This window comes from Nocardia sp. NPDC004860 (genome assembly GCF_040609015.1).
In the GTDB taxonomy this organism is placed as follows: Bacteria; Actinomycetota; Actinomycetes; order Mycobacteriales; family Mycobacteriaceae; genus Nocardia.
The window spans coordinates 237,128-263,701 of record NZ_JBEXJI010000007.1; the positions used below are offsets into that span (position 1 = coordinate 237,128).

Annotated in this window: 27 protein-coding genes; 8 read left to right on the plus strand and 19 right to left on the minus strand. The window is 68.8% G+C overall.

The annotated features are described in order from the left end of the window. Positions 1-27 precede the first annotated feature (27 nt). Both ABZV44_RS17175 and ABZV44_RS17180 read right to left on the minus strand, forming a co-directional pair. Complete coding sequence (locus ABZV44_RS17175; RefSeq protein WP_354837009.1) at positions 28-408, minus strand: hypothetical protein; 381 nt, start codon at positions 406-408, stop codon at positions 28-30. Positions 409-448: 40 nt separating this feature from the next. After that, on the minus strand, positions 449-682 hold the full coding sequence (locus tag ABZV44_RS17180) for a DUF3039 domain-containing protein (RefSeq protein ID WP_354837011.1): 234 nt from the start codon (positions 680-682) through the stop codon (positions 449-451). Positions 683-760: 78 nt separating this feature from the next. Between ABZV44_RS17180 and ABZV44_RS17185 the strand changes: the two genes are divergently transcribed. After that, the gene (locus tag ABZV44_RS17185) at positions 761-1,201 is read left to right on the plus strand and encodes a DUF3099 domain-containing protein (protein ID WP_354837012.1); all 441 of its coding nucleotides are present in this window, start codon (positions 761-763) and stop codon (positions 1,199-1,201) included. 29 nt (positions 1,202-1,230) lie between these two features. Here the strand turns inward: ABZV44_RS17185 and ABZV44_RS17190 are convergent, their stop codons facing one another. Continuing rightward, a complete protein-coding gene (locus ABZV44_RS17190) occupies positions 1,231-2,484 on the minus strand; it encodes an MFS transporter (RefSeq protein WP_354837090.1) in 1,254 nt (417 codons plus the stop codon). A 286-nt stretch (positions 2,485-2,770) separates the two neighbouring features. Here ABZV44_RS17190 and ABZV44_RS17195 point away from each other — a divergent pair, with 286 nt between their 5' ends. Next, positions 2,771-3,754, plus strand: coding sequence for a helix-turn-helix domain-containing protein (locus ABZV44_RS17195; RefSeq protein WP_354837014.1), 984 nt, complete (start codon positions 2,771-2,773; stop codon positions 3,752-3,754). Continuing rightward, positions 3,751-4,494: a VOC family protein gene (locus ABZV44_RS17200; RefSeq protein WP_354837016.1), complete on the plus strand. Its 744-nt coding sequence runs from the start codon at positions 3,751-3,753 to the stop codon at positions 4,492-4,494. Before ABZV44_RS17195 ends, ABZV44_RS17200 begins: the two co-directional genes overlap by 4 nt. Positions 4,495-4,578: 84 nt before the next feature. Here the strand turns inward: ABZV44_RS17200 and ABZV44_RS17205 are convergent, their stop codons facing one another. The 7 genes from ABZV44_RS17205 to ABZV44_RS17235 all read right to left on the minus strand — a co-directional run bounded on the left by ABZV44_RS17205 (position 4,579) and on the right by ABZV44_RS17235 (position 9,268). Beyond that, the gene (locus ABZV44_RS17205; protein WP_354837018.1) at positions 4,579-5,154 is read right to left on the minus strand and encodes a hypothetical protein; all 576 of its coding nucleotides are present in this window, start codon (positions 5,152-5,154) and stop codon (positions 4,579-4,581) included. Further along, complete coding sequence (locus ABZV44_RS17210; protein ID WP_354837020.1) at positions 5,151-5,657, minus strand: F0F1 ATP synthase subunit B; 507 nt, start codon at positions 5,655-5,657, stop codon at positions 5,151-5,153. The genes ABZV44_RS17205 and ABZV44_RS17210 overlap by 4 nt, the downstream gene beginning before the upstream one ends. A gap of 8 nt (positions 5,658-5,665) precedes the next feature. After that, positions 5,666-5,923 carry a F0F1 ATP synthase subunit C gene (locus ABZV44_RS17215; RefSeq protein ID WP_040810042.1) on the minus strand — a complete coding sequence of 86 codons (258 nt, stop codon included), beginning with the start codon at positions 5,921-5,923 and terminating at the stop codon, positions 5,666-5,668. 49 nt (positions 5,924-5,972) lie between these two features. Then, positions 5,973-6,647, minus strand: coding sequence for a F0F1 ATP synthase subunit A (gene atpB / locus ABZV44_RS17220; protein ID WP_354837092.1), 675 nt, complete (start codon positions 6,645-6,647; stop codon positions 5,973-5,975). 116 nt (positions 6,648-6,763) lie between these two features. Continuing rightward, positions 6,764-7,033 (minus strand): hypothetical protein, encoded by a 270-nt coding sequence (locus ABZV44_RS17225; RefSeq protein ID WP_354837022.1) that lies wholly within the window; start codon positions 7,031-7,033, stop codon positions 6,764-6,766. Positions 7,034-7,307: 274 nt separating this feature from the next. Continuing rightward, the gene (locus ABZV44_RS17230; protein ID WP_354837024.1) at positions 7,308-8,921 is read right to left on the minus strand and encodes a cation acetate symporter; all 1,614 of its coding nucleotides are present in this window, start codon (positions 8,919-8,921) and stop codon (positions 7,308-7,310) included. Then, positions 8,918-9,268, minus strand: coding sequence for a DUF485 domain-containing protein (locus ABZV44_RS17235; protein ID WP_354837026.1), 351 nt, complete (start codon positions 9,266-9,268; stop codon positions 8,918-8,920). The genes ABZV44_RS17230 and ABZV44_RS17235 overlap by 4 nt, the downstream gene beginning before the upstream one ends. A 213-nt stretch (positions 9,269-9,481) precedes the next feature. Between ABZV44_RS17235 and ABZV44_RS17240 the strand changes: the two genes are divergently transcribed. Continuing rightward, positions 9,482-10,999, plus strand: coding sequence for a methyltransferase (locus tag ABZV44_RS17240; protein ID WP_354837028.1), 1,518 nt, complete (start codon positions 9,482-9,484; stop codon positions 10,997-10,999). Between the two features lie 437 nt (positions 11,000-11,436). Then, positions 11,437-12,405 (plus strand): sigma-70 family RNA polymerase sigma factor, encoded by a 969-nt coding sequence (locus ABZV44_RS17245; protein WP_354837030.1) that lies wholly within the window; start codon positions 11,437-11,439, stop codon positions 12,403-12,405. A 210-nt stretch (positions 12,406-12,615) separates the two neighbouring features. Here ABZV44_RS17245 and ABZV44_RS17250 read toward each other — a convergent pair whose 3' ends face one another. Then, positions 12,616-13,428 carry a helix-turn-helix domain-containing protein gene (locus tag ABZV44_RS17250; protein WP_354837032.1) on the minus strand — a complete coding sequence of 271 codons (813 nt, stop codon included), beginning with the start codon at positions 13,426-13,428 and terminating at the stop codon, positions 12,616-12,618. Positions 13,429-13,514: 86 nt separating this feature from the next. Between ABZV44_RS17250 and ABZV44_RS17255 the strand changes: the two genes are divergently transcribed. Continuing rightward, the gene (locus ABZV44_RS17255; protein ID WP_354837034.1) at positions 13,515-14,366 is read left to right on the plus strand and encodes an SDR family NAD(P)-dependent oxidoreductase; all 852 of its coding nucleotides are present in this window, start codon (positions 13,515-13,517) and stop codon (positions 14,364-14,366) included. A 26-nt stretch (positions 14,367-14,392) separates the two neighbouring features. On the opposite strand, the gene ABZV44_RS17260 is transcribed toward ABZV44_RS17255, so the two are convergent. The 6 genes from ABZV44_RS17260 to ABZV44_RS17285 form a co-directional block, all read right to left on the minus strand. After that, a complete protein-coding gene (locus ABZV44_RS17260) occupies positions 14,393-14,860 on the minus strand; it encodes an SRPBCC domain-containing protein (protein ID WP_354837036.1) in 468 nt (155 codons plus the stop codon). After that, on the minus strand, positions 14,860-15,216 hold the full coding sequence (locus tag ABZV44_RS17265) for a metalloregulator ArsR/SmtB family transcription factor (RefSeq protein ID WP_354837038.1): 357 nt from the start codon (positions 15,214-15,216) through the stop codon (positions 14,860-14,862). The genes ABZV44_RS17260 and ABZV44_RS17265 overlap by 1 nt, the downstream gene beginning before the upstream one ends. A gap of 117 nt (positions 15,217-15,333) precedes the next feature. Beyond that, positions 15,334-15,798, minus strand: a complete 465-nt coding sequence (locus ABZV44_RS17270; protein ID WP_354837040.1) for a hypothetical protein — start codon at positions 15,796-15,798, stop codon at positions 15,334-15,336. A gap of 151 nt (positions 15,799-15,949) precedes the next feature. Beyond that, entirely contained in the window at positions 15,950-18,712 is a 2,763-nt protein-coding gene (gene ppc, locus ABZV44_RS17275) for a phosphoenolpyruvate carboxylase (protein WP_354837042.1), read from the minus strand. Positions 18,713-18,791: 79 nt separating this feature from the next. Beyond that, positions 18,792-21,443 carry a GNAT family N-acetyltransferase gene (locus tag ABZV44_RS17280; RefSeq protein WP_354837094.1) on the minus strand — a complete coding sequence of 884 codons (2,652 nt, stop codon included), beginning with the start codon at positions 21,441-21,443 and terminating at the stop codon, positions 18,792-18,794. A gap of 43 nt (positions 21,444-21,486) precedes the next feature. Then, on the minus strand, positions 21,487-22,761 hold the full coding sequence (locus tag ABZV44_RS17285; protein WP_354837044.1) for an acetoin utilization protein AcuC: 1,275 nt from the start codon (positions 22,759-22,761) through the stop codon (positions 21,487-21,489). Between the two features lie 219 nt (positions 22,762-22,980). Here ABZV44_RS17285 and ABZV44_RS17290 point away from each other — a divergent pair, with 219 nt between their 5' ends. Both ABZV44_RS17290 and galE read left to right on the plus strand, forming a co-directional pair. Continuing rightward, on the plus strand, positions 22,981-23,667 hold the full coding sequence (locus ABZV44_RS17290; protein WP_354837046.1) for an iron dependent repressor, metal binding and dimerization domain protein: 687 nt from the start codon (positions 22,981-22,983) through the stop codon (positions 23,665-23,667). A 3-nt stretch (positions 23,668-23,670) separates the two neighbouring features. After that, positions 23,671-24,651: a UDP-glucose 4-epimerase GalE gene (gene galE, locus ABZV44_RS17295; protein ID WP_354837048.1), complete on the plus strand. Its 981-nt coding sequence runs from the start codon at positions 23,671-23,673 to the stop codon at positions 24,649-24,651. Between the two features lie 40 nt (positions 24,652-24,691). Here galE and ABZV44_RS17300 read toward each other — a convergent pair whose 3' ends face one another. Together ABZV44_RS17300 and ABZV44_RS17305 are read right to left on the minus strand one after the other, a co-directional pair. Beyond that, positions 24,692-25,855 (minus strand): DUF4192 domain-containing protein, encoded by a 1,164-nt coding sequence (locus tag ABZV44_RS17300; protein WP_354837050.1) that lies wholly within the window; start codon positions 25,853-25,855, stop codon positions 24,692-24,694. A 311-nt stretch (positions 25,856-26,166) separates the two neighbouring features. After that, positions 26,167-26,571, minus strand: a complete 405-nt coding sequence (locus ABZV44_RS17305; RefSeq protein ID WP_354837052.1) for a VOC family protein — start codon at positions 26,569-26,571, stop codon at positions 26,167-26,169. Positions 26,572-26,574: the final 3 nt, after the last annotated feature.

Genomic DNA, 26,574 nt, shown 5'->3' on the forward strand with positions numbered 1-26,574 from the left:
GGATGCCTTACGTGCCGCCCCGGGGGCTCACTGCGGCTTGCGAACCAGGGGCACTCGCCGGCGCCGACGACGGGCCTGCACCGGTTTCGGCCGGCGAGGGCGGCCGTAGCGCAGCAACTCCATCAACAAATCCTCCGCCGCGCGATACCGCGGGATGTCGACCCAGAGCCGCCACACGACCTCCGGATCACCGCGCTCCAGCACTGCCGTGCGCACAGGCAGGACGTAGGCTGCGATTCCCGCGTCGATCAGCGCGAAGAGCACTCGGTACAGCTGTGCCTCGGCCAAGTCGGCGAGGACGGCCCACGAATGTGAGTTCAGCCCATTGGCCAATCCGCGGGCGGGAACCCAGTGCGGAGTGCTGCGCGAGCCTGACCACGGATCGGGAACCTCACGTGCCGTGGTCATCGCGCCCAGCCGTTCACGGGATGCCTGTAGACCGAACCGGTCAGTCCCGCTTCATCATTTCGTAGATTCGCTTGCAGTCCGGGCAGACCGGGGAGCCGGGCTTGGCGGAACGGGTGACCGGGAAGACCTCGCCGCAGAGGGCGACCACGTGGGTGCCCATGACCGCGGATTCGGCGATCTTTTCCTTCTTGACGTAGTGGAAGACCTTGGGAGTGTCGTTGTCGGTCGACTCGTCGGTAGTCTCGTCCGGACGGACCAGGGTGTCTGCGCTCACGGTTCAATCATGCCAGGTCGGCCTGTCGCGGGGCGGGCGGCGTGTGCATCCGACGCGCGGTAGTGGAAGACTCGGGGTATGCAGCGTGACGGCGAATCCCAGGCCGACGGCATGAGCGGTGAGGATCGCCCGGACGTCGAGTTCCATCCCGCCGGTTCCATCCCGAAGCCACCGCGCCAGTCGCAGGGCTACTTCCCGGGCGAGGAGCGACAGCACCCGGCGCTGATCACCGAGGCCGCGCCCTCGCTGGAGCAGCAGCATCGCGACCGGGTGCGGCGGTACATCACCATCATGTCGTTGCGCATCCCATGCCTGATCGGCGCGGCCGTCGCCTACAGCGTGTGGCACAGCTGGTGGCTGTCGCTCCTCATCATCGGCGTTTCCATCCCACTGCCCTGGATCGCGGTCCTCATCGCCAACGACCGCCCGCCCCGCACCAAGGACGAGCCGAGCCGCTGGGACGGACGACGCGATCAGATCGCGCTGGAGTCGAACCCGCACAAGGCAATCGACGGCTGATCCGCCCGTTTCACCACCGGCTCGCGGAATCAGCGGGCCGAGGGGCGAATTCCCGCGGAGAGTAGAGCCGCCAGCCCGCACAGCCCGCCCGCGATGAACCAGGCCATGGTGTAGCTGCCCTGCACGTCGCGGATGACGCCCGCACCGAAAGCGGCCAGGGCGGCGCCGATCTGGTGGGAGGCGAAGACCCAGCCGAAGGCGACGGGTCCGTCCGCGCCGAAGTGGGCGCGGCACAGGGCGACCGTGGGCGGGACGGTGGCGATCCAGTCGAGGCCGTAGAAGATGATGAAGGCCCACATGCTGGGGTGTACGTCGGGTCCGAAGAGGATCGGCAGGAACAGCAGTGAGATGCCGCGCAGCGAGTAGTAGGCGACCAGCAGGTAGCGGGAGTCCACGCGGTCGGTGAGCCAGCCGGAGGCGATGGTGCCGGCGACATCGAAGATGCCCACCGTCGCCAGCAATCCGGCCGCGGTGGTGGCGGGCATGCCGTGATCGTGGGCGGCACTCACGAAGTGGGTGCCGATCAGGCCGTTGGTAGATGCCCCGCAGATGGCGAAACCGCCTGCCAGCAGCCAGAACACGGGCTTGCGAACAATGGTCGCCAGCACCGTCACCGCGCGGGCCGCGCCACCCGGCGCCGAGGTGCGCACTCCGACCCCGCTGCCCGGCTCGGCGCCGTAGGCCCGCACCCCGGTGTCGCTGGGGAAATCGCGGATGAACAGCAGCACCAGCGGCACCACCGCCAGCGCCGTCGCCGACACCACGAGAGATGGTGTGCGCCAACCGTGATCGCGGGCCAGGCTCGCGATCAGCGGCAGGAAGACCAGCTGCCCGGTCGCGCCCGCGGCGGTGAGCACGCCGGTCACCAGGCCGCGATGCTTCACGAACCAGCGCCCGGTGATGGTGGCCACGAACGGCATGGACATCGAGCCCACGCCGACGCCCACCAGCAGGCCCCAGGTCGCCATGAGCTGCCACGGCCGGGTCATGAACACCGTCAGTCCGCTGCCCGCGGCGATCAGCACCAGCGCGCACGCCACCACCCGGCGAATACCGAAGCGATCCATGAGCGCCGCCGCGAACGGCGAGATCAAGCCGTACAGCAGCACATTCACCGACACCGCCGCGCCGATGGTGCCGTGCGACCAGCCGAACTCCTCGTGCAGCGGGTCCATGAGCACACCGGGCACCGAGCGGAAGCCGGCCGCGCCCAGCAGCGCGATGAAGCCCACCACCGCCACGATCCACGCCGGATGCAGTCCCGCCCGCGCCGGCGACTGCACCGCGACGGTGCCGCGCTGCGCAGGACTGCCCGCGTCCGGGCCGGGCTGTGCCGAACCGATCACGCCGGAACCGAGCGATGCCGAATCGCCCCCGTCCTGGCCTGATCCCGGACCACCCGCGGACAGGGCCGCGCCGGCGGCCAATGGGCTTGCGTCGTGGGGTGATTCCCGGCCGAGATCGTCCTTCAGTTCGCTCACCCGATCGAGGGTGACCGAAAAGCCCTTCCGCCACGAGTGGCCAGAATGCCACAATGCGTCAAGATCCAGCCATCACGAGAGGAGCATCGTGCCGACACCCCATCTGGTCGCCGTCCTCGTCCTGGAACCGACCGTCGGCTTCGACATGTCGATCCCGCCCGTGGTGCTCGGCGCCGCCGCCGACGAGGACGGGAACCCGCTCTACGAGGTGCACACCTGCGGCGTCAAGGCCGGCGGTGTGGCCGCCACCGGCGGATACACCGTCATCCCGGAATTCGGCCCCGAGCTGCTGGCCCGGGCCGACACCGTGATCGTGCCCGGCACCCGCATCACCCAGCCGCGGCAGGAGGGCACGCTGCCGCCCCGGGTGGCCGAGGCGCTGGCCACCATCCGGCCGGACGCCCGCATCGTCTCCATCTGCACCGGCGCGTTCGTGCTCGGCGCGGCGGGCCTGCTGGACGGCCGCCGCGCCACCACCCACTGGCAGTTCGCCGACCGGTTCCGCGCCCTCTACCCGAAGGTTCTCCTCGACGAGAACCTGCTGTTCGTGCAGGACGGAAACATCTGGTCCTCAGCGGGATTGGCGGCCGGCATCGACCTGTGCCTGGATCTGATCCGCACCGATCACGGCAGCGCCGCCGCCAATGGCGCGGCCCGCTACTGCGTGGTGCCGCCCTGGCGTGACGGCGGGCAGTCGCAGTTCATCGAGCGGCAGGTCCCGGAGTCGGGCAGCGAGGGCACCGCGCCCACCCGCCGCTGGGCGCTGGACCGCCTGGACCGGGAGCTGGACCTGAACTCCCTTGCCGCGCATGCTCATATGAGCGTGCGCACCTTCACCCGGCGGTTCAAGGCCGAGACCGGCATGGCGCCGGGCGCGTGGATCCTGCAGCAGCGAGTCCGGCACGCCCGGCACCTGCTGGAGACCACCGACCTGACCGTGGACGAGGTGGCGCGCAGCGCGGGCATGGGAACCTCCGCCTCGCTGCGCCACCACATGCGCCTGGAGCTGGGCGTGCCGCCGCTGACCTACCGCAAGACCTTCCGCAAGCGCGAAACCCTGGAGACAGCATGACGATTCGCTGGATGTGGGCCTTCCTGGACCGTCCCGCCGCAGAATTCGACGACAGCGCCCGGTTCTGGACCACGGTCACCGGCACCGAGCTCTCGGCGCCACGGGGCGAACGCGACGAATTCGTCACGCTGCTACCGGATTCCGGGGCCGCGACGGTCAAGATGCAGGCTATCGCGGGCCCCGCGCGCGTGCATCTGGACCTCGACGTCGACGATGTCGGCGCGGCCACCGAGCGCGCCCAGCAGCTGGGCGCCACCCTCGCCGCGGATTACATCCTCACCTCGCGCATCGGGTACGCCGTCCTGCACTCCCCCGCCGGAATGCCCTTCTGCTTCACGCCTTTCCGCGACTCCGCGGGCCCGCTCACCCCGACCGTGACCGGCCCCGCCGGCGACCGCAGCCGGCTCGACCAGATCTGCCTCGACATCGGCGCGAGCGACTACGAGACCGAGGCCCGCTTCTGGACCGACCTGACCGAATGGTCCTGGCGGCCCAGCACCCTGCCGGAATTCGCCCGCCTCTCCGCGCGTCCCGGCCTCCCGATCGACCTGCTGCTGCAACGTCTCGGCGATGACCGCCCCACGTCGGCGCACCCGGATATCGCCTGCACCGACATCGAGGCGACGGCGACCTGGCACGAGCGGCTGGGCGCACACCGCGCCGAACTCGGCAAGCACTGGATCGTCATGACGGACCCCGCCGGCCAGCCCTATTGCCTGACCGGCCGCCGGCCGGCCTGAGGCGCGGGATCGCCGAAACCCCCGCGTGCTTCGAGGCTCCTCGGAGCCGGGAAGCACGCAGGGGCTTCGACGTAGCCGGTCGGGCTACTTGCGCTCGGTCTGCGGCTGGCGGCGGGCCGCTTCGCCGGAGTTGGCCAGCGCCTCGAGATCCTCGAGGAACTTCTCGATGCTGTCGGCCCGAGCCTGGGGCGAACCGATCTGCTCGCGCACCTTCTCCTCGGTGAGGGCGAGCATGGCGGCGGCCAGATCCTGCTCCAGGTCGCGGATCATCTGCCTGCGGTACTGCAGGATCTGATCGCGGCCCTGCTTGCGCACCCGCTCGACCTCGGCCGCGGCGGCCTCGCGCATCTGCAGGATGATGCGGTCGGCGTCGGCCCGGGCCTCTTCGCGCATGCGGTCGAGTTCGGCCTGCGCCTCGGCGACGGCATTGTCGTAGGCAGCCTTGGCGGCGGCCAGTCGCTGCGCCGCCGCCTCGCTCTCCTCGAGTTGCCGCCGGATCTGGTCCTGAGCGTTGTTCATGATCCTCTTCACCGGTGGCACAACGTATTTCACGAAGAACCACACGATGACAGCGAAGCCGAACAGCTGGCTGAAGAAGACGGGCCAATCGAAGGTGATGTTGTAAATACCCTCGGCGAGATGGGTATCGGTGAGGATCATGCGGACCCCCGTCCTCTCTGCTGGCCCGCGCTGGTCCGGGCACGATCGTTCCCGCCCAGGACCCGGCCGGCCAGGTCCTGAGCGAGTGGTTCGACGGCTTCGCGTAGTTCGGCGGCGACCTGGTCGGCCTCGGCGCGGAGGTGCGCCGTGGACTCGGCCACGATCTGGTCGGCCTCTTTCTGTGCCTCGCCGCGCATTTCCTCGAGGATCGCGCGCCCTTGGGCCCGGGCCTGGTTGCGGATGTCGGCCGCTTCCGTACGGGCTTTCTCGAGCGCGGACTCGTAGCGCGCCTCGGCTTCGGCGAAGGTTTCGCTGGCTTCCTTGGCGGTCGCCGTCGTGACCTCGACACGTGCCTCCCGCTCCGCCAGCACCTTTCGTATGGGCGGAACCACGAAGAACCAGATGACTCCGAGCACGATCAGGAAGATCAATAACTCAGCGAAGAAGGTGCCGTTGGGAACCAGGAAGTTCCCCGCGGCCTCCACATCCGTTCTGGGAGACATGATGACGTCTACTTACCGGGAGTAGCGAATACGAACAATGCCATGAACGCTAGATTGATGAAGTATGCCGCTTCGACCAGACCCACGGTCAGGAAGAAGTTCACGCGCAGGCGGCCCTCCGCCTCCGGCTGCCGGGTGACGCCGTTGATCAGAGCGGCACCGGCCAGACCGTCACCGATACCCGCGCCGATGGCACCGCCCGCCAGAATGATGCCGCCGCCGATGAGAGCGCCCTGGACGATACTCGCGGTTGCTGGGTCTGCCATTTTTCACTTCCTTTGACAAAGGGTTATAGCGCTGAACAGCTGAAGCCGCTCAGTGGTTTTCACTCTCCAGCGACATCGACTGGCTGAAGTAGAGGATGGTCAGCAGGGCGAAGATGAATGCCTGAATGGCTCCGACGAACAGGTCGAAGAGCTTCCAGATGGCATTCGGGCCCCAGCTGATCCAGAAGGGGAACAACGTGATCACCGAAACCATGACGCCGCCCGCGAACATGTTGCCGAAAAGTCGCAACGAGAGCGACAGCGGTTTGGCGATTTCCTCGACCACATTGATGAAAACCATCGGGCCCCAGCCGGTGTGGCCCTTCAGCAACTGTTTCACGTGCCCACCCGGGCCGCGCCGCCACGCGCCCGCGGCGTGATAGAGCAGGAACACGAACAACGCGAGTGACAGCGTGAAATTGAAATCGGACGCCGGCGGCGCGATCAATTCCCCCGAACCGTACTGAACGGGCAAGACGGACAACCAGTTCGAGAGCAGGATGAAGGTGAACAGCGTGACCGCCAGCGGCAGCACGAACGGCGCGACCTTCATGCCGATGGCCGTCTCCACCTGGCTGCGCATCTGGACCGTGATGGTCTCGAAGAACAGCTGCACCCCGTTGGGCACCCCGGAGGTGATCTTCACCCGCAGGTAGAAGGCCAGGCCCAGCACGATCAGCGCAGCCACCCCCGTGGACACGATGGTGTCCACATTGAAGGTCATGCCCAGCAGATGCGCCTGGGCGTGGTCGCCGACATGGATCTTGGACTCCCCCGAGGAATCCTCGGCGGCCAACAGCGCCGGCGCCGACGAATGGGCGAGGGAAGCGACGGGAATGCTCATGACTGCTGTCGAAGCCCTTTCACCTCGGGCAGAGCGGTATGGAGTACCAGAATCAGCTGAAAGACCGCCAGCCCGAAGAAGATTCCGACGCCGTAGGGCCGGGTCAGGAATGCCACCACAATCGACAAAGCGGTCAAAATGAGCAGCCGCGACGCCGAGGACAGCGCCAATTTCTGTTTGCTGGGTGTTTCCGCATCCGTGATGCGCACGATGGACATCCAGGTAAGCCGGGCGTTCACCCAGCCGAGTGTCAGACCGGTGGCCATGAAAACACCCAGCAACAATCGATCGAACGCCCCTGTGACCATCAATGCCAGTACGCCGAAAGCGATTGCGATAGCACTCGCTCTACGCATCCGTAGCCTGTTGAGGTCCAATACGACACCGCCTCGCCGTCATCCCACCTCGTAGTGGGGCCGTGCATGATCAATAGCATACACAGCCCAACCTCGTTGCGGGGCAGTATTTTTGATCTTCAAATTGTTGATCTTGAAATTCTGAAACGCTTTTCAGCGAACTTTCCGCCACTTTATTCGGACATCAGTGTTGCACAGCCTTTTCCGCTCCGGTGCCGGTCAGCGACCGCACCTGCATCTCGGCGTACTTGGCGTCGTCACGTTCCTTCGACAGCACGGTCCCCAGCCAGCCCAGAGCGAACGAAACCGGGATGGACACCAGCCCCGGGTTGGCGAGCGGGAACCAGTGGAAGTCATGGGATTTGATCATCGCGGTGGGCGCTCCGGAGACCGCCGGAGAGAACACGATCAAGACGATCGTGACGGCCAATCCGCCATAGATGCTCCACAGTGCGCCGGCGGTGTTGAAGCGCCGCCAGAACAACGAATACAGAATGGTCGGTAGGTTTGCCGAGGCCGCCACCGCGAAGGCCAGCGCCACCAGGAACGCCACATTCTGATTCTTTGCCAGAATGCCGCCGACGATGGCCAGCGCCCCGATCACCACCGCGGTGATCCGCGCGACCCGCACCTCGCCGTCCCGGCTGTCGCCGTTCCCGCGCTTGATGACATTGGCGTACACGTCATGGGCGAAGGACGCCGACGCGGTGATGGTCAGGCCCGCGACCACCGCCAGAATCGTCGCGAACGCCACGGCCGCAACGAATCCCAGCAACACCGGCCCGCCCAGTTCCAGGGCCAGCAGCGGCGCGGCCGCGTTCTCCTTGCCCGGCGCCTTGGCGATCTTCTCCGGCCCCACCAGCGCGCCCGCGCCGTACCCGAGCACCAGCGTGAACAGATAGAAGACCCCGATCAGGCCGATCGCCCACACCACCGACCGGCGCGCCTCCCTGGCCGTCGGCACCGTGTAGAACCGCATCAGCACGTGCGGCAGCCCGGCCGTCCCCAGCACCAGCGCCAGTGCCAGGGAAAGGAAGTCGAGCTTGCTGGTGCCGTTCTTGCCGTACTTGAATCCCGGTTCGAGCAGCTTCGCGCCGGTCTTGCCGCCATGGGTCACCGCGTCGTGCAGCAGGCTCGAGAAGTTGAAGTCGTAGCGCCCCAGCACCCACACCGTCATGGCCGCGGCCGCGCCGATCAGCAGCACCGCCTTGACGATCTGCACCCAGGTGGTGCCCTTCATACCGCCGACGAGCACGTAGACGATCATGATCGCGCCGACGACGGCGATCACCAGATTCTGCCCCGCCGAACCGGATACGCCCAGCAGCAGCGAGATCAGCACACCCGCTCCGGCCATCTGCGCGAGTAGATAGAACAGGCTCACCGCCAGCGTGGAGGTGGCCGCCGCCGCCCGCACCGGCCGCTGCCGCATGCGGAAGGCCAGCACGTCACCGAGGGTGAATTTGCCGGTATTGCGGAGTAATTCGGCCACCAGCAGCAACGCCAGCAGCCAGGCCACCAGGAAACCGATGGAATAGAGGAAGCCGTCGTAGCCGTACACCGCGATGGCCCCGGCGATACCCAGGAAGCTGGCGGCCGACAGATAGTCGCCGGAGATGGCGATGCCGTTCTGTGGCCCGGAGAAGGCGCGCCCGGCGGCGTAATAGTCTGCGGCCGTGCGGTTGTCGCGGCTGGCCCACACCACGATGCCCAGCGTGATGACCACGAAGATCGCGAAGATGGTGATGTTGAGCCCGGGCCTGCTGCCCTCCACGGCCGCTGCCAGATACACGGTCATCGGGTCGGTCCTTCCAGTTCGGCGCGGATCTGCTCGGCCATCGGGTCGAGGGTGCGGTCGGCGTAGCGCACGTAGAGGCCGGTGATGACGAAGGTGGAAAGGAACTGCAGCAGGCCGAAGATCAGCCCGACGGTGATGTTCCCGCCCACCTTGTGCGACATGAAGTCGTGCGCGTAGTCGGCGAGCAGCGCATACAGCGCGTACCAGGTCAGGAACAGAACGGTCATGGGGAAGACGAAGCGCCGGAAGCGATGCCGCAGGCGCTGGAACTCGGGGCTGTCGTAGACCTCGGTCCAGTCAGGATCCGGACTGCCGGTCTGGGATTCGGTCTGGGATTCAGTTGTCAACTGCGATACCTCCTGGTGATCCCGGTCACAGTAGCAACGAAGAGGCTTGCGAGCGGGTCGAATAACCGCAGGTGAGATCGCAAATTCATCGATAAGTGAGCCGAAGTTCATGGCGTCCGGCGGCCAGTTACCAACCGGTTTCCCCGCAATCCGATCGGGTGAACCGGGCCCGCTGCCGGATGCCCATCAGTAGCGGTGGCAGAGTTCGATGTCATGCCGACGAATCAGACGACCACCTCGTCCCTGCTCGCCGACCTCGCGCCCGATCTACGCGCGGCGCTGACCCGCGTCCGCTACGACGCGGACACCCTGCTCGAGGCGCTGGGCGACGCCGCCCACGCCGCCCTCGGCCGCGGCGAACCGGTCCCCGTCCGCCGCGCCGCCGCCGATCTCGGCGAGCTCGGCACCCTGGTGCGCCTGCTGCTGCTCGGCGATCCGGTCCCCGAACGTGAAGCGGCAGCGGCCCTTTCGCCGGTGAGCATCGACCGCGCCACCGCGGCGGGGCTGCTGGAGCGCGACGGCGACGAGGTCCGCGCCGCCCTGGATCTGCGTCCCCTCGATCTCGGCGAGGGCACCCGCTGGGTGCTGTCCGACCTCGACGACTCCATGCGCCGCCGCAGCCTCGACGCCGACCACGTGCTCGGCGTCGGCCACGCCTCGCTGTCGCTGCTGCGCGCCACCCCGACCCGACCGGTCGGCACCGTCCTGGATCTGGGCACCGGCTGCGGCGTGCAGGCCGTGCACGCCGCCGCCTATGGCCGCACCGTCACCGGCACCGACGTGAACAAGCGCGCCCTCTGGCTGGCCGAGGCCACCGCCGCGCTCAACGACCTCGATATCGAACTGCTGGAAGGCTCCTGGTTCGAACCGGTGGCCGGCCGCCGGTTCGACCAGGTGGTGGCCAATCCCCCGTTCGTGGTGGGCCCGGCCCGCGTCGAGCACACCTACCGCGACTCCGGCCTCGCTCTCGACGGCGCGAGCGAACTCGTCATCTCCGGCCTCCCGGACCTGCTGACCCCGGGCGGCACCGCGGCACTGCTCGCCTCCTGGGTGCACCTCGACGGCCAGGACTGGCGCAGCCGCGTCGCGAGCTGGCTGCCCGACCACGGTATCGACGCCTGGATCGTGCAGCGCGACATCGCCGATCCGGCCCTTTATGTCGGTACCTGGCTGCGCGATGCCGGGTTGGATCCGCGGGAGGCCGCCGCCCAGGCCCGCGCCGAACGCTGGCTCGACGCCTTCCGTGAGGCCGACGTCGAGGGCATCGGCTTCGGTTTCGTCTACCTGCGCGCCACCGACGGCCCGACCGAACTGCTCGCCGAGGACCTGACCCACCGCTTCGACGACCCGCTCGGCCCCGAGGCCATCGCCTATTTCGAGCGCTCGGCCTGGCTGCGCGCCGCGGCCGCCGATCCCGACCTCATCCTCGACTCGCGCTACCAGGTCGATCCGGCCACCGCGCTCGAACGCGTCTATCTCCCCGGCGACGCGGGCTGGGCGCAGGCGGTGGCGCGGCTGCACCGCGGCGACGGCCCGCGCTGGCAGCACGAGGTCGACGACACCACCGCCGCACTGCTGGCCGGGATGCGCCCCGACGGTCTCCCCCTGCGCGAACTCCTCGAACTGCTGGCCTTCAGCGAAACCGGCGACGCCGCGACCCCCGACTTCGAGAGCGCGGCGATGACCGTGGTGGCCGGACTGATCCGGCACGGTCTCGTACACCCGCGCTGAGCGTGGGCTCTCCCCCGCGACGGCCGTCGGGCCCGCCCCGGCGGCCGTCGGTATTTCCGCAGGAAACCGGCGCTGACGGGCGGTGAGGTCCGTCACGATCACGTGTCGCCCAGATACCGATCCGGGCGGCCGCGGGAATGCGCCCGAGCCGCGATTCGTTCAACTACGTGCTCGAATCACGACGTGCGGGCAAGGCCCGTACACACGTATTCGCTTGTCGCGTCAGGAAGTTCGGGCGCGGCGGTGGGCAACCACCCGGTCACCGAGGGTCGTCCGCCGGTGGCGCGTGTTCCCGGCGATGCGCGCTTCTCAGGAACTTCTCAGCCGTGCGCCGTAAAAACCGCAGATCAGGCGCGGTTTACCGGTGGTCTGGCGGGGAACTTTCCTGAAGTCGGGTCCGTTGAACGGAGCGAGACACCACCGACAGGAGGCAAGTCATGACAAGCCCCGCCACCACTGACGTGCGCACCAGCGAACAAGACCTCGACGCCCAGAGCCCCGCCGCCGACCTGGTACGTGTGTACCTGAACGGGATCGGTAAGACGGCGCTGCTGACGGCGGCCGACGAGGTCGAGCTGGCCAAGCGCATCGAGGCGGGCCTCTACGCTCAGCACCTGCTGGAGACGAGCAAGCGTCTGTCCGCCGCGAAGAAGAAGGATCTGGCGATCCTGGTTCGCGAGGGTCAGGCCGCCCGCCAGCACCTGCTGGAAGCGAACCTCCGCCTCGTGGTCTCCCTCGCCAAGCGCTACACCGGTCGTGGCATGCCGCTGCTGGACCTGATCCAGGAGGGCAACCTGGGTCTTATCCGCGCCATGGAGAAGTTCGATTACACCAAGGGCTTCAAGTTCTCGACCTACGCCACCTGGTGGATCCGTCAGGCCATCACCCGCGGTATGGCCGACCAGTCCCGCACCATCCGCCTCCCCGTCCACCTGGTCGAGCAGGTGAACAAGCTGGCCCGCATCAAGCGGGAACTGCACCAGCAGCTCGGGCGGGAGGCCACCGACGCGGAACTGGCCAACGAGTCGGGCATCCCGGTCGACAAGATCGCCGACCTGCTCGACCACAGCCGCGACCCGGTATCCCTGGACATGCCGGTCGGCAACGACGAAGAGGCCCCGCTGGGCGACTTCATCGAGGACTCCGAGGCCACCTCCGCCGAGAGCGCCGTCATCGCCGGTCTGCTGCACCGCGACGTGCGCAGCGTGCTGGCCACCCTCGACGAGCGCGAACAGCAGGTCATCCGCCTGCGCTACGGCCTCGACGACGGCCAGCCGCGCACCCTCGACCAGATCGGCAAGCTCTTCGGCCTGTCCCGCGAGCGCGTCCGCCAGATCGAGCGCGAGGTCATGTCCAAGCTCCGCAAGGGCGAGCGCGCCGACCGCCTGCGCGCTTACGCCAGCTAGTTCACACCCGTGGAGCCGGTCCCCCTGCCCGGCTCCGCACCCTCTGATCGTCGGGCCACTTTCGAGGCGCTGGCCCGATTCCGCCGGCCGATTCCGCTGCCCGAACGTCCCCTCCGGGCGGGCAGAGTCGGCCGGCGTTTCCATGTGCCGGGTCCTCCGATGCGAATGCGGTTGCCGGGCCGCGGCTTCCGCATCCCCTGCGGCTCAGGGTCAGAGCCGGGTCAGGGATTGGCAGGGGCTGGGGGCCGGAAGGTCGCCGCGGAAGTAGGCGGTGGGCGGAACGCCCATGAGGGAGCGGAAGTCGGCGGTCATATGGGATTGGTCGTAGTAGCCGGAGGCCGTGGCCACGTGTGACCACGGCGTATTGCCCGCGGCGGCCAGGACCTGACGAACCCGGGCGATGCGGGCATAGTGCTTGGGCGACACGCCGATTCCGGCGGCGAACAGATTGCGCAGCTGGCGTTCGGAGACGGCCAGGTTCGCGGCCAGTGCGGTGACCGGGCCGGCGGTGTCCATGGCGGCGACCGCCGAATCCAGCAACCGGCGGTGGTCGCGGCGAACCGAATCCTCCGAGAGGCGGTGCGGGAGTACGGCTTCCAGGAAGGGGGCGACCTCGTCTGGATCGAGCTCGAGCAGCCGGTCGGCCAGATCGGCGACCGGGCCGGGCAGGTCCGACAGCACGGCGATCCGGTCGGTCAGCTCGGCGGCCGCGATACCCAGCAGGGACCGGGACGCACCGGGAGCCAGCCGGATTCGGGTGCAGCCCGCGGCCGTGTCCGGGCTGGAGTAGGTGGCGCGGGTGCGCGGGCCCAGCACCCACGCGTCCCGGCGACCGGATTCCTCGGTGCGCAGCACAATCGAGGTGACCGCCTGGGGAATGTGGGTGAAGGCGGCGGACCCGGGGTGGACGGTCGGAATGTGGGCGATCTCGGTGATCCACGGACGCAGCGCTGCAGGCGGGGTCAGGCGGCGTTCGAGATCCTCGGCGGTCACGACGGGAGCCAGGGTTTGCGCAGTGGTCACCCGATCAACTCTAGGCAGCTTCGGCGCTCACGGGTGTGCCGGTTTTTCCTATAGCCGGACGGGGGTGGGTCGGCAGGGTGATTCCCATGATCGTTATCACCGGTGCCACGGGCACCATCGGAAGTGAAGTCGTCCGGCAGCTGGCGGCGCGCGGGGTGAAAGTGCGCGCGGTGACCCGGAATCCGGAGAACGCCCAGGTCCCCGACGGCGTCGAGGTGGTGCGCGGCGACTACGCCGACACCGCGTCGATGGCCGCGGCCTTCAGCGGGGCCGAAGCCGCATTCCTGGTCGGGCTGCTCGGACCCGACTATGTCGAACTGGATCGCGCGCTGATCGAGGCGGCCCGCGACGCGGGCGTCCAGCGCCTGGTGAAGCTGTCCGCCATCGGCACCGGCGACCCCGATCTGGGCCGGGTCGGCACCTGGCACGCGCCCGGCGAGCGGGCGGTCCGGGACAGCGGCGTGGCGTGGACCATCCTGCGGCCCAGCAGTTTCGCGTCGAACACCCTGAGCTGGAGCGCAGCGATCAAGGCGGGGCAGCCGGTGCCGAATATGACCGGCACCGGCGCGCAGGGCGTGGTCGATCCGCGTGACGTCGCGGCGGTGGCGGTGGAAGCGCTGCTCTCCGACGCGCATTCGGGCCGGGTGCTCACGCTCACCGGCCCGGCCTGGCTGACCACGCGCGAGCAGGCCGACGTCCTCGCCGCCGCGCTCGGCAGCCCGATCGAGGTCACCGATATTCCGCACGACGCGGCACGCGAGTTCATGCTGGGGGCGGGCATGTCCGAGGAATTCGCGGCCGGCGCGCTGGCCGGTCAGGCCTACGTGGCCGCCGGCGCGAACGCCATCATCACCGGCGATGTCGAGCGGGTGCTCGGCCGCGCGCCGCGCGGCTACGCCGACTGGGTGCGCGACCACACCGACGCCTTCACGGCCTGACGTCCCCGCCCCGGCCGTTCCCGGGCCTACTCCGGGGTCTGCTGGACCGGCTCGGCGTCCTCGAGGACGGACTCCAGCCGGTCCAGCATGCCATTCCAGCCGCCGCCCATGATGCTGCGCGCCCGCTGCACGACCGGATCCTCCGGATCGAAACCACGGTGGCTGAACAGGATTCGAGTGCCGTGCCCCTCCGGCCGCAGAGTCCAGCTGATCACCCAGCCACTGTCCCGATCGGACTTCGCGTCGTTCCAGCTGACGCTGAGCAGCTGTGGCGCAACGACTTCCAGCACCTCGCCGCGAATCTCGCCGGAGAAGTTCTGACCGGGCATCGGCTGGGTCCGCATCTCGAAGACCGTGCCCACCACCGGTTCGAAACCGATGGGCCGCATCATCCACTGCCCCATGAGTTCCGGCGTGGTGAGCGCGCGCCACACCTTCTCCGGCGGATGCGGGTAGTAGTGATCGAGTTCGATCGTGGTGATGTCGTCGGTCATCATCGGTCCTTCTCCTCGGGATCGTCGGGCATGGCGTCCAGCACCGCGCCCAGGTCGCGCAGCCGCGCCCGCCAGAACCGTTCGAACGGATCGAGCCAGGACTGCAAGTCGTGCAACGGTTCGGGTTCCACCCGGTAGAACCGCTGCCTGCCGCGCTTGTCCTCGGCCACCAGCCCGGCATCCCGCAGCACCTTCAAATGCTCCGACACACTGGGCCGCGCCATATCGAAGCGCTCCGCGATCACCTGCACCGACTGCTCCCCCTCGAGCAGCAGCTCGAGAATGTCGCGCCGGGTGGGATTGGCCAGCGCGCCGAACACCCGATCGGCGGTCCCGGACTTCAAGCGGTACGGCATGACCACACAATAGGTAGGAAACTACCTACCCGTCAACCGTAGGATTTCTCCTACCCAATTGACCGAAAGATGGCCACGGAGTCGGGCACCGCGGCCATCGAAACGAAAGGACGGAACTCAGAACCCGAGACTGCCGGTGCCGATGCTGCCGCCGCCACCGCCGCAACCCGTGGTCGAGGGACTCGGGACCGGGGTACCGGCGGGCGCCGGAGCGACCACCACGGTCTGCGTCACCGAATCCGAACCCTGCGAGAGCGTGACCGTGTGAGTGCCCGCGGTCGTCGGCGTCCACTCGGCGCCGAACCCGGCCTCGTCCATCCCGGGGTAGAAGGCATAGAAGCAAACCCCGTTGTCGCGGAAGATCACCCGCGAGCTCGCGGTCGGGAACAGCGAACCACCGGCCATCGCCTGGATACCCGCGGTCGCGCCGACCACGAAGCCACCGGAGGGCGGGATGATCTTCATCTGCAGCAGGCCGTCCGCCGAAGCAGTCGCCGCGGTCATTCCGACCACAGCGGCCCCGGCCATCAAACTCGTTGCGCCCCAGCCGATTCGGCGACGGAGCATGCCACTCGTACTCATTTGAAACTCCTGTTCGTCGACCCCGCCGATGGGGTCGACGAACACTAACGTTCGTAGAGTGTGAAATATCTAGATTCCACTTATCTCGGCTGCCCCAGCTTTCCGGGGCAGCCGAGTCCCTTCGGGGCAGCCGAGCCGGGGCAGAGTGCGGCTAGCCGGAGTTGCGGAGTGCGGTGGCCAGGCCGTTCATGGTGAGCAGGATGCCGCGTTCGACGAGTTCGGAGGTGTCGCCGGCCCGGCGGCGACGCAGCAGTTCGACCTGGAGCTGGTTGAGGGGCTCGAGGTACGGGAAACGGTTGTGGATGGACTCGGCCAGTGCCGGGTTGTCGGCGAGGAGTTCGTCGGTGCCGGTGATGGCGGCGTGCATGCGGGCCGTACGGGTGAACTCGTCGCAGATCATGTGGAAGACGGTGTCGCGCAGGGCTTTATCGGGGACCAGGCCGGCGTAGGAGGCGGCGATGTCCATGTCCGCCTTGGCCATCACCTGGGCCAGGTTGGACAGGACGGTGCGGAAGAAGGGCCAGCGGCGGTAGAGGTCGGAGAGGGCGGCCAGGCGGGCCGGGTCGTCGCCGATCCACTGTTCGAACGCGGTGCCGGTGCCGTACCAGCCGGGGAGCATGACGCGGGACTGGCTCCACGCCATGACCCACGGGATGGCGCGCAGGTCGTAGACGGAGCTGGTGGGCTTGCGGGAGGCGGGGCGGCTGCCCAGGTTCAGGTCGGCGACCTCCGCGATCGGGGTGGAGTCCCGGAAGTAGTCGACGAAGCCGGGGGTCTCGTGGACCAGCTTCGAGTACGCCGCGCGAGCCGATTCGGCCAGCTCGTCCAGCATTTCGTAGGCGGGTTCGGCATCCGCGCCCAGGCCCTCTACATCGAGCAGCGTGGACTCCAGGGTGCCCGCGACGAGCGCCTCCAGATTGCGGTAGGCGGTGCCGGGATCGGCGTACTTGGTGGAGATGACCTCGCCCTGCTCGGTCAGGCGCAGCGCACCGCGCACCGCACCGGCGGGCTGGGCCAGGATGGCGTCGTAGCTGCGGCCACCGCCGCGGCCGACGGTGCCGCCGCGACCGTGGAAGAGCCGCAGGCGGATTCCGGTCTTGCGGGCCACCTCCACCAGGTTCAGCTCGGCGCGATACAGCGCCCAGTTGGCGGCCAGATACCCGCCGTCCTTGTTGGAGTCGGAGTAGCCGAGCATGACCTCCTGCTGCATGCCGCGCGCGGCCACCAGCCGCTGATAGGCGGGCACCTCCAGTGCGGCGCCGAGGATTTCGGCGCCGTCGCGCAGGTCGTCGATGGTCTCGAACAGCGGCACCACCCCGACCGGACTGGACGGCGGAGTGGCCGTGTCACCCGGATCGAGAATGCCCGCCTCCTTCAGGAGCAGGGCGGCTTCGAGCATGTCGCTCACCGAGGTGCACATGCTGATGATGTAGTTGGGCACGGTGTCCGGGCCCAGATCGTCGAGCGCGGCCTTGGCGGCGCGCACCACTGCGAGTTCCTTGGCGGCGAGCTCGCTCAGTCTCGCATTCGGTCCGACCAGCGGCCGACGCGTGGTCAATTCGGCGGCCAGCAGCTCGACCCGCCGCGCCTCGTCGAGGGAGGCGTAGTCGGAATGCACTCCGGCCCAGGCGAACAGCTCGGCCACGACCTGCTCGTGGGTTTCGGAATTCTGGCGCATGTCCAGGCCCTGCAGATGAAACCCGAAGGTCTGCACCGCGGCCCGCAACGTGGCCAGCTGGTCATCGGCCAGCAGCCCGTCACCGGATGCGCGCATGGACGCGTCGACCACGCCCAGATCGGCCAGCAGCTCCGCGGGCCCGGCGTACGGTTGCGCGCCGACATCGATACCGTCCGTGGGGATCTCCCCCAGCGCCCGGCACGCGGTGGCGCTCAGCCGCGCGCGGATACCGCGAACGGCACGGCGGTACGGCTCGTCGGCGCGCTGCGGTGAATCGTCGAATCCGGCATCGGCGAGAGCCGACAGCTCCGGGGTCACCGGCACCAGTCGGGCCGACTGCGACAGCGTCTTCTCCAGTTCCAGCAGCGATTTCAGGTACCGGTCGAACGCGACCGCACCCGCGCGGTGGGTGGCCCGGTGCACCACGTCGGCGGTGACGAAGGGATTGCCGTCCCGGTCGCCGCCGATCCACGAGCCGGGCCGCAGGATCGGGCGCGCCAGCAGTTCGTGTCCGGGCCACCGCGATCGCAGCGCGGCCCGCACCTGATCGTTGATGCGCGGGATGACATCGAACAGCGTCAGGTCGTAGTAGCGCAGCCCGACCTCGATCTCGTCCTGGATCCGCAGGCGCGCCAGCCGGATCAGCGCCGCCCGCCACAGCTGCAGCACCTGCCGGCGGATGTCGACCTCTAGCTCCGCGAACTCCGGCTCGTATTTGTTGTAGCGCTGCCGCTGCCGCATGAGTTCGGTGATCCGGGCCTGCACATCGAAGATGGTGCGGCGCCGGGTCTCGGTCGGATGCGCCGTGATGACCGGCGACACCAGGGCGTCGGCGAGCAGGTCGGCCACCACGTCCCCGTCCGGTCCGGTGGCGTCGAGCTTGCGGTAGGTGGCGGCCAGGCTGGAATCCTGGGGTGGCTCCCCCGCCGCCTCGTGCACCGCACGCCGCCGATCCCGCTGCAGGTCCTCGGCCAGATTGGCCAGCAGCAGGAAGTGGCTGAAGGCGCGGATCACCGGAATGGCGGTGCGGATGTCGACATCGCGCAGCATGTCGGCCACCGCGCTGCGCTCCACCTCGGAGCGGCGAATCCGGAAGGCCTCCACCCGGACCCGCTCGATCAGGTCGAAGATCTCCGCACCCTCGTGGTCACGAATGGTGTCACCGAGGATCCCGCCGAGGAACCGGATGTCGTCGCGCAGTGGCGCGGTCGCTGTCTCGATCTGGTTTGCCTGCACTACGTTCACCTCTCCGAAGCACTGCTTCTGGTGTCCCTGGCCGCTCGTCCTTGTCGTAGCCGGGGGTCGGGGCGGCTGCTCAACCCATCCGGCGCGGACCGATGTCGAACCTGTTGGGTTCCGGCCCGATCCGCACCCGTCCGTACAGCACGGCCGCGCCCTCCGGCGAGGCCAGTACCGGTTCGCACTGCAGCTCCCGCACCTCCGGCAGGTCGTCGCACAGCGCCGAGATCCGTTGCGCCAGTTCGGCCAGCGCGCCCTTGTCCACCGGTTTGCCGATATCGCGGCCGCCCACGGTGCCCGACAGCAGCGGGGCGGCGCGGGGCGCGTCGATGAGTTCGGCCGACTCCGCCTCGGTCAGCGGCAGCGCCCGGTAGACGCGGTCGCCGAGCAGATCGATGATGGTGCCCGAAAGCCCGAAACTGATGACCGAACCGAACGACGGGTCGTCCTGCACCCGGAAGGTGCAGCCCACGCCCTTGGTCGCCATGCGCTGAATGTGCACCGGATTGCCCGAGATCTCGCTCAGGTCCGTGAACGCGCGCCGCACCGCGTCCGGGCGCCACAGATCCAGCCGCACCCCGGTGAGATCCGGCCGATTGCGCCACATTTCGCCGGTCGCCTTGGCCGCCACCGGAAAGCCCAGCTCCTCGGCCGCGTCCACCGCGGCGTCGGCGTCGAGCACCTCGCGGAACTCCACCACGCGAATTCCGTAGCAGCCCAGCAGTTCCGCGGCCTGCAGGTCGGTGAGCCAGTGCGCCGAGTCCGCGTTCATCCACTCCGCCACCAGTTCCCGTGCCCGCGCAGTGTCGACGCCGCCCGGACGGACCACCGGCGACAGCGGTCGGGTACGCCAGTCGGCATAGCGGCGCGCCCGGGCCAGCGCCCGCGCGGCCCGTTCCGGATCCCCGTAGGAGGGAATGGAACCGCGCTCGAGAATTCCGCCCACCCCGCGCGTGGCGAGCAGGTTGGGCATGCCCTGATCGGCGACGAAGGTGGTGAGAACCGGTGTGGCCGGATCGGATTGGGCGCCGGAGCGAATGGCCTCGGCGAAGGAGGCGACCGCCGCCGGCACCGGCGGCGAATAGATGACGATGACCGCGTCCACGGCACGGTCGGTGACCGCCGCGGCGACGGCGGTCAGGTAGTCCGCCGGACTCGCCTGCGGCCCGAGGTCGGTGGGCTCATCGACCTCGAGTCCCTCGCCGCGCGCCGCGTCGACCGCCAGCCAGCTCAGCGCGGCACTGTTGCCGATCACCGCCAGGCGCGGCCCGGCGGGCAGCGGCTGATAGGCCAGCAGCATGGCGCAGTCGAAAAGCTCGGTGATGGAATCGACCTGGATGATCCCGGCCTGCGCGAACAGATTGCGCACCAGCGACCGGTCCAGGTCCCGGTCCCCCTCCACCCGCGCGGCATTGCGGCCGCTGTTCACGGCCACAATGGGTTTGGTGTGCGCGACCCGCCGCGCGATGCGGGAGAACTTGCGCGGATTGCCGAAGGTCTCCAGGTACAGCAGCACCACATCGGTGTCCGGATCGCTGTCCCAGTACTGGAGCAGGTCGTTGCCGGAGACGTCGGCGCGGTTGCCGGCGGACACGAAGGTGGACAGTCCCAGCTGCCGCGCCGCCGCCTCACCGAGAATGGCCGCGCCCAACGGTCCGGACTGACAGAAGAATCCGATGCGCCCGCGCCCGGGCAGCACCGGTGCGAGGGTGGCGTTCAGCGCGATCCGTGGATCGGTATTGGCGATACCGAGCGCGCTCGGCCCCACCACCCGCATACCGTGCGCCCGCGCGGCGTCGACCAGCTCCCGCTCGGCCTGATAGCCGTACGGACCGGTCTCGGAGAATCCGGCGGTCAGCACCACCAGACCCTTGACGCCCTTGGCCATGCAATCGTCGAGCACCGACCCGATCTCGGTGGCGGGCACCGCGATCACCGCCAGATCGACCTCGTCGGGAATGTCGCGCACCGTCGGATACGCCCGCACCCCGCGCACCGCCGTGCGATTGCGGTTCACCGGGAACACCGGCCCCTGGTAGGCCCCCGACAGCAGGTTGGCCAGCACCGCGCCACCCACCCGGCTGGTCGACGGCGTCGCCCCGATCACCGCGATGGACTTGGGCGACAACAGGTTCCCGACACTGCGCGCCTCCGAGGCCCGTTCCCGCGAATCCCGCACCGACAGCAGCGCCTCGGTGGGGTCGATGGCGAACTCCAGATGCAGCACCGACCCGTCGCGGCTGCGCTGCACCTGATATCCGGCATCCCGGAACACCTGCACCATGGCATTGTTCTCGGCCAGCACCTCGGCCACGAAGATCTCGAAATCGTTCTCGGCCGCCGCGCCCGCCAGATGCTCGAGCAGAATCGAACCCAGCCCACGCCCCTGATGGCCGTCGGCGACCACGAAGGCCACCTCGGCCGCACGGGGTCCCGGCCGATCGGCCAGGTACTCGTAGCGGCCCACCGCGATGATCTCGTCGCCGAGCTCGGTCACCAGCCCGACCCGGTCCCGATAGTCGACGTGCGTGGTCCGGTACAGGTCCTTCGGCGTCATGCGCGGGTACGGACCGAAGTACCGCAGATACCGGGTGCGGTCCGACAACCCCTCGTGGAAACGCTCCAGCGCCTCCGCGTCGTCGGGGGTGATCGGCCGCAATCCCACCACGCCACCGTCGGAGGCCAGCACGTCGGCGAACCAATGCTCCGGCGGCGGAGGCGGATTCACGGGTGTGCCGGGCGTGTCCGAGGGCAGGGGCGGGGCGGCGGAATCAGTCACGGGGATCCTCCGGATCCAGGCCGAGCAGGCCGAAACTCGCCCGGCGCGTAGCCAATACGGATATGTCGAGAGCCCGGCGGGCGCGGTCGGCGCGCTCGTCGCCGGTCTCGCGGCCGCCCCCGGGGCCGTCCCAGCGCGCGAAGCCGATATCCCCGCCGTCGCCCATGCTCTCGGGCACGGCGACCATGGGCGCGTAGGCGCCCACCTGCTCACGCCACTGCGGCGGCGTCGGGGTGGCGGGATCGATGGTGCGGTCCAGAGCCGTTGCCAGCAGATGGGTCCAGGCCCGGGGCACCACCCGGATCAGCCCGTACCCGCCGCCGCCGACCGCCAGCCAGCGGCCCTCGGCATACCGGTCGGCCAGATCGCGCATGGCGATGAAGGCCGCCCGCTGACCGTCCACCGTGAGTTCCAGATCCGCCAGCGGATCCTCGCGATGGGTGTCGACCCCGCACTGGCTGATCACGATCTGCGGCCGGAACGCCGCCAGCGCGCCCGGCACCACGGCATGGAAACCGCGCAGCCACAACGGGTCCCGGGTGCCGGGCATGATGGGCAGATTGATGGCTGTCCCCTCGGCCGGACCCGAGCCCGTCTCCTCCGGCCATCCGGTGTTGGGCCACAGCGTCGCCGGGTGTTGATGCACCGAAATGGTCAGCACGCGCGGGTCACCGTAGAACACCCGCTGCACACCGTCACCGTGGTGCACATCCACATCGACATAGGCGATGCGGTCGAACCCGTTGTCCAGCAACCACGAAATCGCCACCGCTACATCGTTGTACACACAGAACCCCGCTGCCGAGGCCGGCATGGCGTGATGCATACCACCACCGATGCTCACCGCCCGCCGGGTGCGCCCGGCCGCGATCTCCTGCGCCGCGGCCAGGGTGCCGCCCACGATCACCGAGGCCGCCTCGTGCATGTGCGGGAAGACCGGATTGTCGGCCGAGCCGAGTCCGTAGGGCGGTGCGGTCGGAGCGGGTCCGGGAGGTTGCTGAGCGTGCTTGACCGCCTCGATGTAGTCGTGGGTGTGCACCCGCAGCAGTTCCGATTCCGCGGCCGCCCCGGGTGTGATCCGCTCCACTCCGTCGAGCAATCCGAGCCCCTCGGCGAGCGCCATGGTGAACTGCAGCCGCACCGGCCGCATGGGATGCTCCGGGGTCCAGGTGTAATCGAGGAACCGATCGGACCAGACGACGGTTCCCTTGCCGGCAACGGTTCCATCGCCAATGGGGGTTCCGTCACCACGAACTCGGCCAGGCATACCTGCCACGCTAATGCGTCGCACGAGTTCGTAGGCTTTGGACACCGCAATGCTGTCGTACCGGGATGGCAGGGTATCGCCGACGCTGTGTGCGCACGGCGAACCCGCAGGGAACACGCTGCCCGTCCTGGGTGTTGACAGTGAGTTCGCGAAATAAGCTGTCGCCCGGTGCAGCCGCCGTGCATGGGTAGAATTCGTGCCGACGAAGGGGTTTAACAGGTGAAGGATCTGGTCGACACCACGGAGATGTATCTCCGTACCATCTACGACCTCGAGGAGGAGGGCGTCACGCCGCTGCGCGCGCGCATCGCCGAACGTCTCGAGCAGAGCGGCCCGACGGTGAGCCAGACGGTCGCGCGGATGGAGCGCGACGGCCTGCTGACCGTCGCCGGTGATCGCCACCTCGAACTGACCGAGAAGGGCCGCGCCATGGCGGTCGCCGTGATGCGCAAGCACCGTCTCGCCGAGCGATTGCTGGTCGACATCATCGGGCTGGAGTGGGAGAACGTGCACGCCGAGGCGTGCCGCTGGGAGCACGTGATGAGCGAGGAGGTCGAGCGCCGCTTGGTCGAGGTGCTCAACCACCCCACCACCTCCCCCTACGGCAATCCGATTCCGGGCCTGGACGAACTGGGCCTGCAGGCCAATGCCTCCGCCGACGAGAAGCTGGTCCGGCTCAGCGATCTGCCGACCGGGCAGGCGCAGGCCGTGGTGGTGCGCCGGCTCTCGGAGCACATCCAGACCGATCCGGAGACCATCAATCAGCTCCGGGAGGCGGGCGTGGTGCCCGATGCCCGCGTGACCGTGGAGACCAAACCGGGTGCGGTGATCATCTCGGTGCCCGGCCATGAGGGATTCGAACTGTCCGACGAGATGGCGCACGCCGTCCAAGTGAAGTTGGTCTGATACGTGAAGCTTCTGGTTACCGGAGGCGCCGGCTACGTCGGTGGCGTCTGCGCGCAGGTTCTGCTCGAGGACGGCCATGAGGTCGTGGTCGTCGACGATCTGTCCACCGGCAATGCCGACGGCGTCCCGGCCGGGGCCAAGTTCGTCGAGGGCGATATCGCCACCGCGGGCGCCGAGCTCATCGCGGCCGAATCCTTCGACGGCGTGCTGCATTTCGCGGCCCAGTCGCTGGTCGGCGAATCGGTGGTGGCGCCGGAGAAGTACTGGCACGGCAATGTGGTGAAGACCCTCGCGCTGCTCGAGGCCATGCGCGACGCGGGCACCCCGCGGCTGGTGTTCTCCTCCACCGCGGCCGTGTACGGCGAGCCGGAGCAGGTGCCTATCGTCGAGGACGCATCCAAGCAGCCGACCAACCCCTACGGCGCGTCGAAGCTGTCCATCGACTACGCCATCACCTCGTACGCGGCGGCGCACGGTCTGGCCGCGACCAGCCTGCGCTACTTCAATGTGGCCGGCGCGTACGCCGGGCTCGGCGAGAACCGTGTGGTGGAAACCCATCTCATCCCCCTGGTGTTGCAGACCGCACTGGGTCATCGTGAGTCGATCTCGGTGTTCGGCACCGACTACCCGACGCCGGACGGCACCGCGGTACGCGACTACATCCACATTCGCGATCTGGCGCAGGCGCACCTGCGGGCGCTGGCGCAGTCGCAGCCGGGCGTGCACCGCATCTTCAATCTGGGCAGCGGCACCGGTTTCTCGGTGCGCGAGGTCATTTCGGCGTGCGCGCGGGTGACGGGCCTGCCGATCAATTCGGTGGACGCGCCGCGCCGCGCCGGTGACCCCGCCGTGCTGATCGCCTCCAGCGCCAAGGCCATCGCCGAACTCGGCTGGCGGCCCGAGCACACCGATCTCGACGAGATCGTCTCCGACGCCTGGGATTTCCTGCGCTCGCTGGGTGACCGCGCGCACAGCGCACGCTGAGTCCGCGGCGCCGGCCGCGGTTTCGTCGTCGACCGCATTGTCATCGCGGCTCCGGCCCGAGGTGGATGCCGAGTTCGGCCGCCGCCTCCCGGCCGGAGTCCGCGAGGCGGCCCAGCCGCTCCGGTCGCAGACCCGTCTGTAAGCCGAGGTCCAGCAGCATCGCCATGCGGTGCTTCGGATCGGCGGCCAGCGCGGCGTCCAGCGCCACGCCCGCGAGCGGGCCGTCCCCGCGCGTATAGGCGCAATAGCCCAGCAGTGCCGCCGCTTCGGCGCGATCCGGATCCGGCAGCGCCCGCGCCAGCTGCAGCCACAACGCCTCCGCACCGGGGGCGCGCGGGCCCGGGGCGAGCCCGAACATGATGTCGCGCAGCGCCGAATCCCGCAGGGCCACGGCAACATCCGCCACCTCGGCCGGCGTGAGCCGGGCACCGGCCTCGACGCGTTCCAGGTAGCGCAGCACCCGGCACACCTCGAGCCGCAGCCGCACGCGCGGATCGCCGTGCTGCACAACCCGGGCCAGCCGCCGTGCCGCGGCGGCCACCGCCACCTCCAGAGCGGCGGCGGTGGCGTCGCGTGCCACCGGGTCGACGGCGAGGATATCGGTCAGCTCCCGCCGGGAACCGCGCAGCGGCCGGCCCTCCAGCACATGCCGCAGCGTCACCATCGAGGCCGCCGGATCCGGTTGCAGTCCCCGCGACCACGGTCCGGACAGCGTCCACCACGGCAGTTCCGCACCGATGGCCTGCACCGCCCAGGCCCCCGCCAGCGGCACGGCGTCGACATCGAGCCGATGTTCCAGCGCCGCAACGAGATCGTGGTGCTTGCGCGCCCGCACGCCCCGATGCTTGCGGGTCGGCACCGTAGCCCGGTCGTCGACGACGAGGGCCAGCGCCGCGACGGCCCGGTGCCGCACGCAGATGCCCGCGACCCGCTCGACCAGCATCCCCATCGCACTCCGCCCGGGATTGTCCAGATCCATCCGGGTCACCACCTCGACCGCCGCGATATCCGGCGACGCCTGATCAGCTCGCAGCACCGTCACCACCAGCGACCGTGCGGGCATGAACCCGAGCATGGCCGGGACGGCCGCGATCAGATCGCCGGGCGCCCGCAGCCGCGCCCCGGGCTCGCCGGGATCTTCGAAGGGATTATCGGCGGCAGGCTCGGGGCGATCGGGTGGCGTGGATTCATCGGGTGCGTTCATGCCGTCGAGAGTGCGCCGCGCCGCAGACCGACCCGGGCGGCCGACCTCGGGTTTCGCTGTGGTTGTGGATGTTTCGGCGCGCCGTGGACTACTCGGCGAGCCCCGGGCGGGTACGGCCGCGAGCTGTCGGTGCCCGCTGCTACCGTGCGCCCGGACCGCCGTACCCGAACGTGAAATGTATTCGTTTCATTTTGACCGAGTGGGCGCGGTCACGCTGCTACAGTCCGCCTCGGCACTGGTCCCGCACAGTGCTGGAAGGAGTGTCCTGCGCAGTGCCGGAAGGAGTATCGCGTCATGCCGAGCATGATTCATCACGGCCGGGACTCACCCAGGATCTCCAGGTAGTGCGGATTGGACATGATGCCCAGGACATTGCCGAACGGGTCCACCACCGAGGCCGTCACGAACCCGGTCCCCTCGCCGCGTTCGATGATCGGCTCGTAGACGGTGGCTCCCATGTCGAGCAGCCGCCCGAAGGTGGCCGCCACATCGTCGACGTGCCAGTTCACGATCTGACCGCCCGGAACATCCGGGTGGGACGGTGCGAACTTCCTGTTGATGATCCCGAGCTCGGCCTGGTAGTCACCGATGCGGAATTCGTAGTACCCGCCCGGCACGGTGAAATACGGTGCGACACCGAGCAGTTCGCTGTACCAGTCCCTGGCCGCCTCCAGATCGTCGGCGAAGTAGTTGACGGTGGCCATTCCACGCAGCATGGT

Excerpts from the sequence above, each read along its gene's own strand:
- ABZV44_RS17175 (WP_354837009.1), bottom strand. The coding sequence starts at position 408 with ATGACCACGGCACGTGAGGTTCCCGATCCGTGGTCAGGCTCGCGCAGC.
- ABZV44_RS17185 (WP_354837012.1), top strand. The coding sequence starts at position 761 with ATGCAGCGTGACGGCGAATCCCAGGCCGACGGCATGAGCGGTGAGGAT.
- ABZV44_RS17200 (WP_354837016.1), top strand. The coding sequence starts at position 3,751 with ATGACGATTCGCTGGATGTGGGCCTTCCTGGACCGTCCCGCCGCAGAA.
- ABZV44_RS17205 (WP_354837018.1), bottom strand. The coding sequence starts at position 5,154 with ATGATCCTCACCGATACCCATCTCGCCGAGGGTATTTACAACATCACC.
- ABZV44_RS17210 (WP_354837020.1), bottom strand. The coding sequence starts at position 5,657 with ATGTCTCCCAGAACGGATGTGGAGGCCGCGGGGAACTTCCTGGTTCCC.
- ABZV44_RS17215 (WP_040810042.1), bottom strand. The coding sequence starts at position 5,923 with ATGGCAGACCCAGCAACCGCGAGTATCGTCCAGGGCGCTCTCATCGGC.
- atpB (WP_354837092.1), bottom strand. The coding sequence starts at position 6,647 with ATGACCTTCAATGTGGACACCATCGTGTCCACGGGGGTGGCTGCGCTG.
- ABZV44_RS17225 (WP_354837022.1), bottom strand. The coding sequence starts at position 7,033 with ATGGCCACCGGTCTGACACTCGGCTGGGTGAACGCCCGGCTTACCTGG.
- ABZV44_RS17230 (WP_354837024.1), bottom strand. The coding sequence starts at position 8,921 with ATGACCGTGTATCTGGCAGCGGCCGTGGAGGGCAGCAGGCCCGGGCTC.
- ABZV44_RS17240 (WP_354837028.1), top strand. The coding sequence starts at position 9,482 with ATGCCGACGAATCAGACGACCACCTCGTCCCTGCTCGCCGACCTCGCG.
- ABZV44_RS17245 (WP_354837030.1), top strand. The coding sequence starts at position 11,437 with ATGACAAGCCCCGCCACCACTGACGTGCGCACCAGCGAACAAGACCTC.
- ABZV44_RS17255 (WP_354837034.1), top strand. The coding sequence starts at position 13,515 with ATGATCGTTATCACCGGTGCCACGGGCACCATCGGAAGTGAAGTCGTC.
- ABZV44_RS17260 (WP_354837036.1), bottom strand. The coding sequence starts at position 14,860 with ATGACCGACGACATCACCACGATCGAACTCGATCACTACTACCCGCAT.
- ABZV44_RS17265 (WP_354837038.1), bottom strand. The coding sequence starts at position 15,216 with ATGCCGTACCGCTTGAAGTCCGGGACCGCCGATCGGGTGTTCGGCGCG.
- ABZV44_RS17270 (WP_354837040.1), bottom strand. The coding sequence starts at position 15,798 with ATGAGTACGAGTGGCATGCTCCGTCGCCGAATCGGCTGGGGCGCAACG.
- ABZV44_RS17285 (WP_354837044.1), bottom strand. The coding sequence starts at position 22,761 with ATGCCTGGCCGAGTTCGTGGTGACGGAACCCCCATTGGCGATGGAACC.
- ABZV44_RS17300 (WP_354837050.1), bottom strand. The coding sequence starts at position 25,855 with ATGAACGCACCCGATGAATCCACGCCACCCGATCGCCCCGAGCCTGCC.
- ABZV44_RS17305 (WP_354837052.1), bottom strand. The coding sequence starts at position 26,571 with ATGCTGCGTGGAATGGCCACCGTCAACTACTTCGCCGACGATCTGGAG.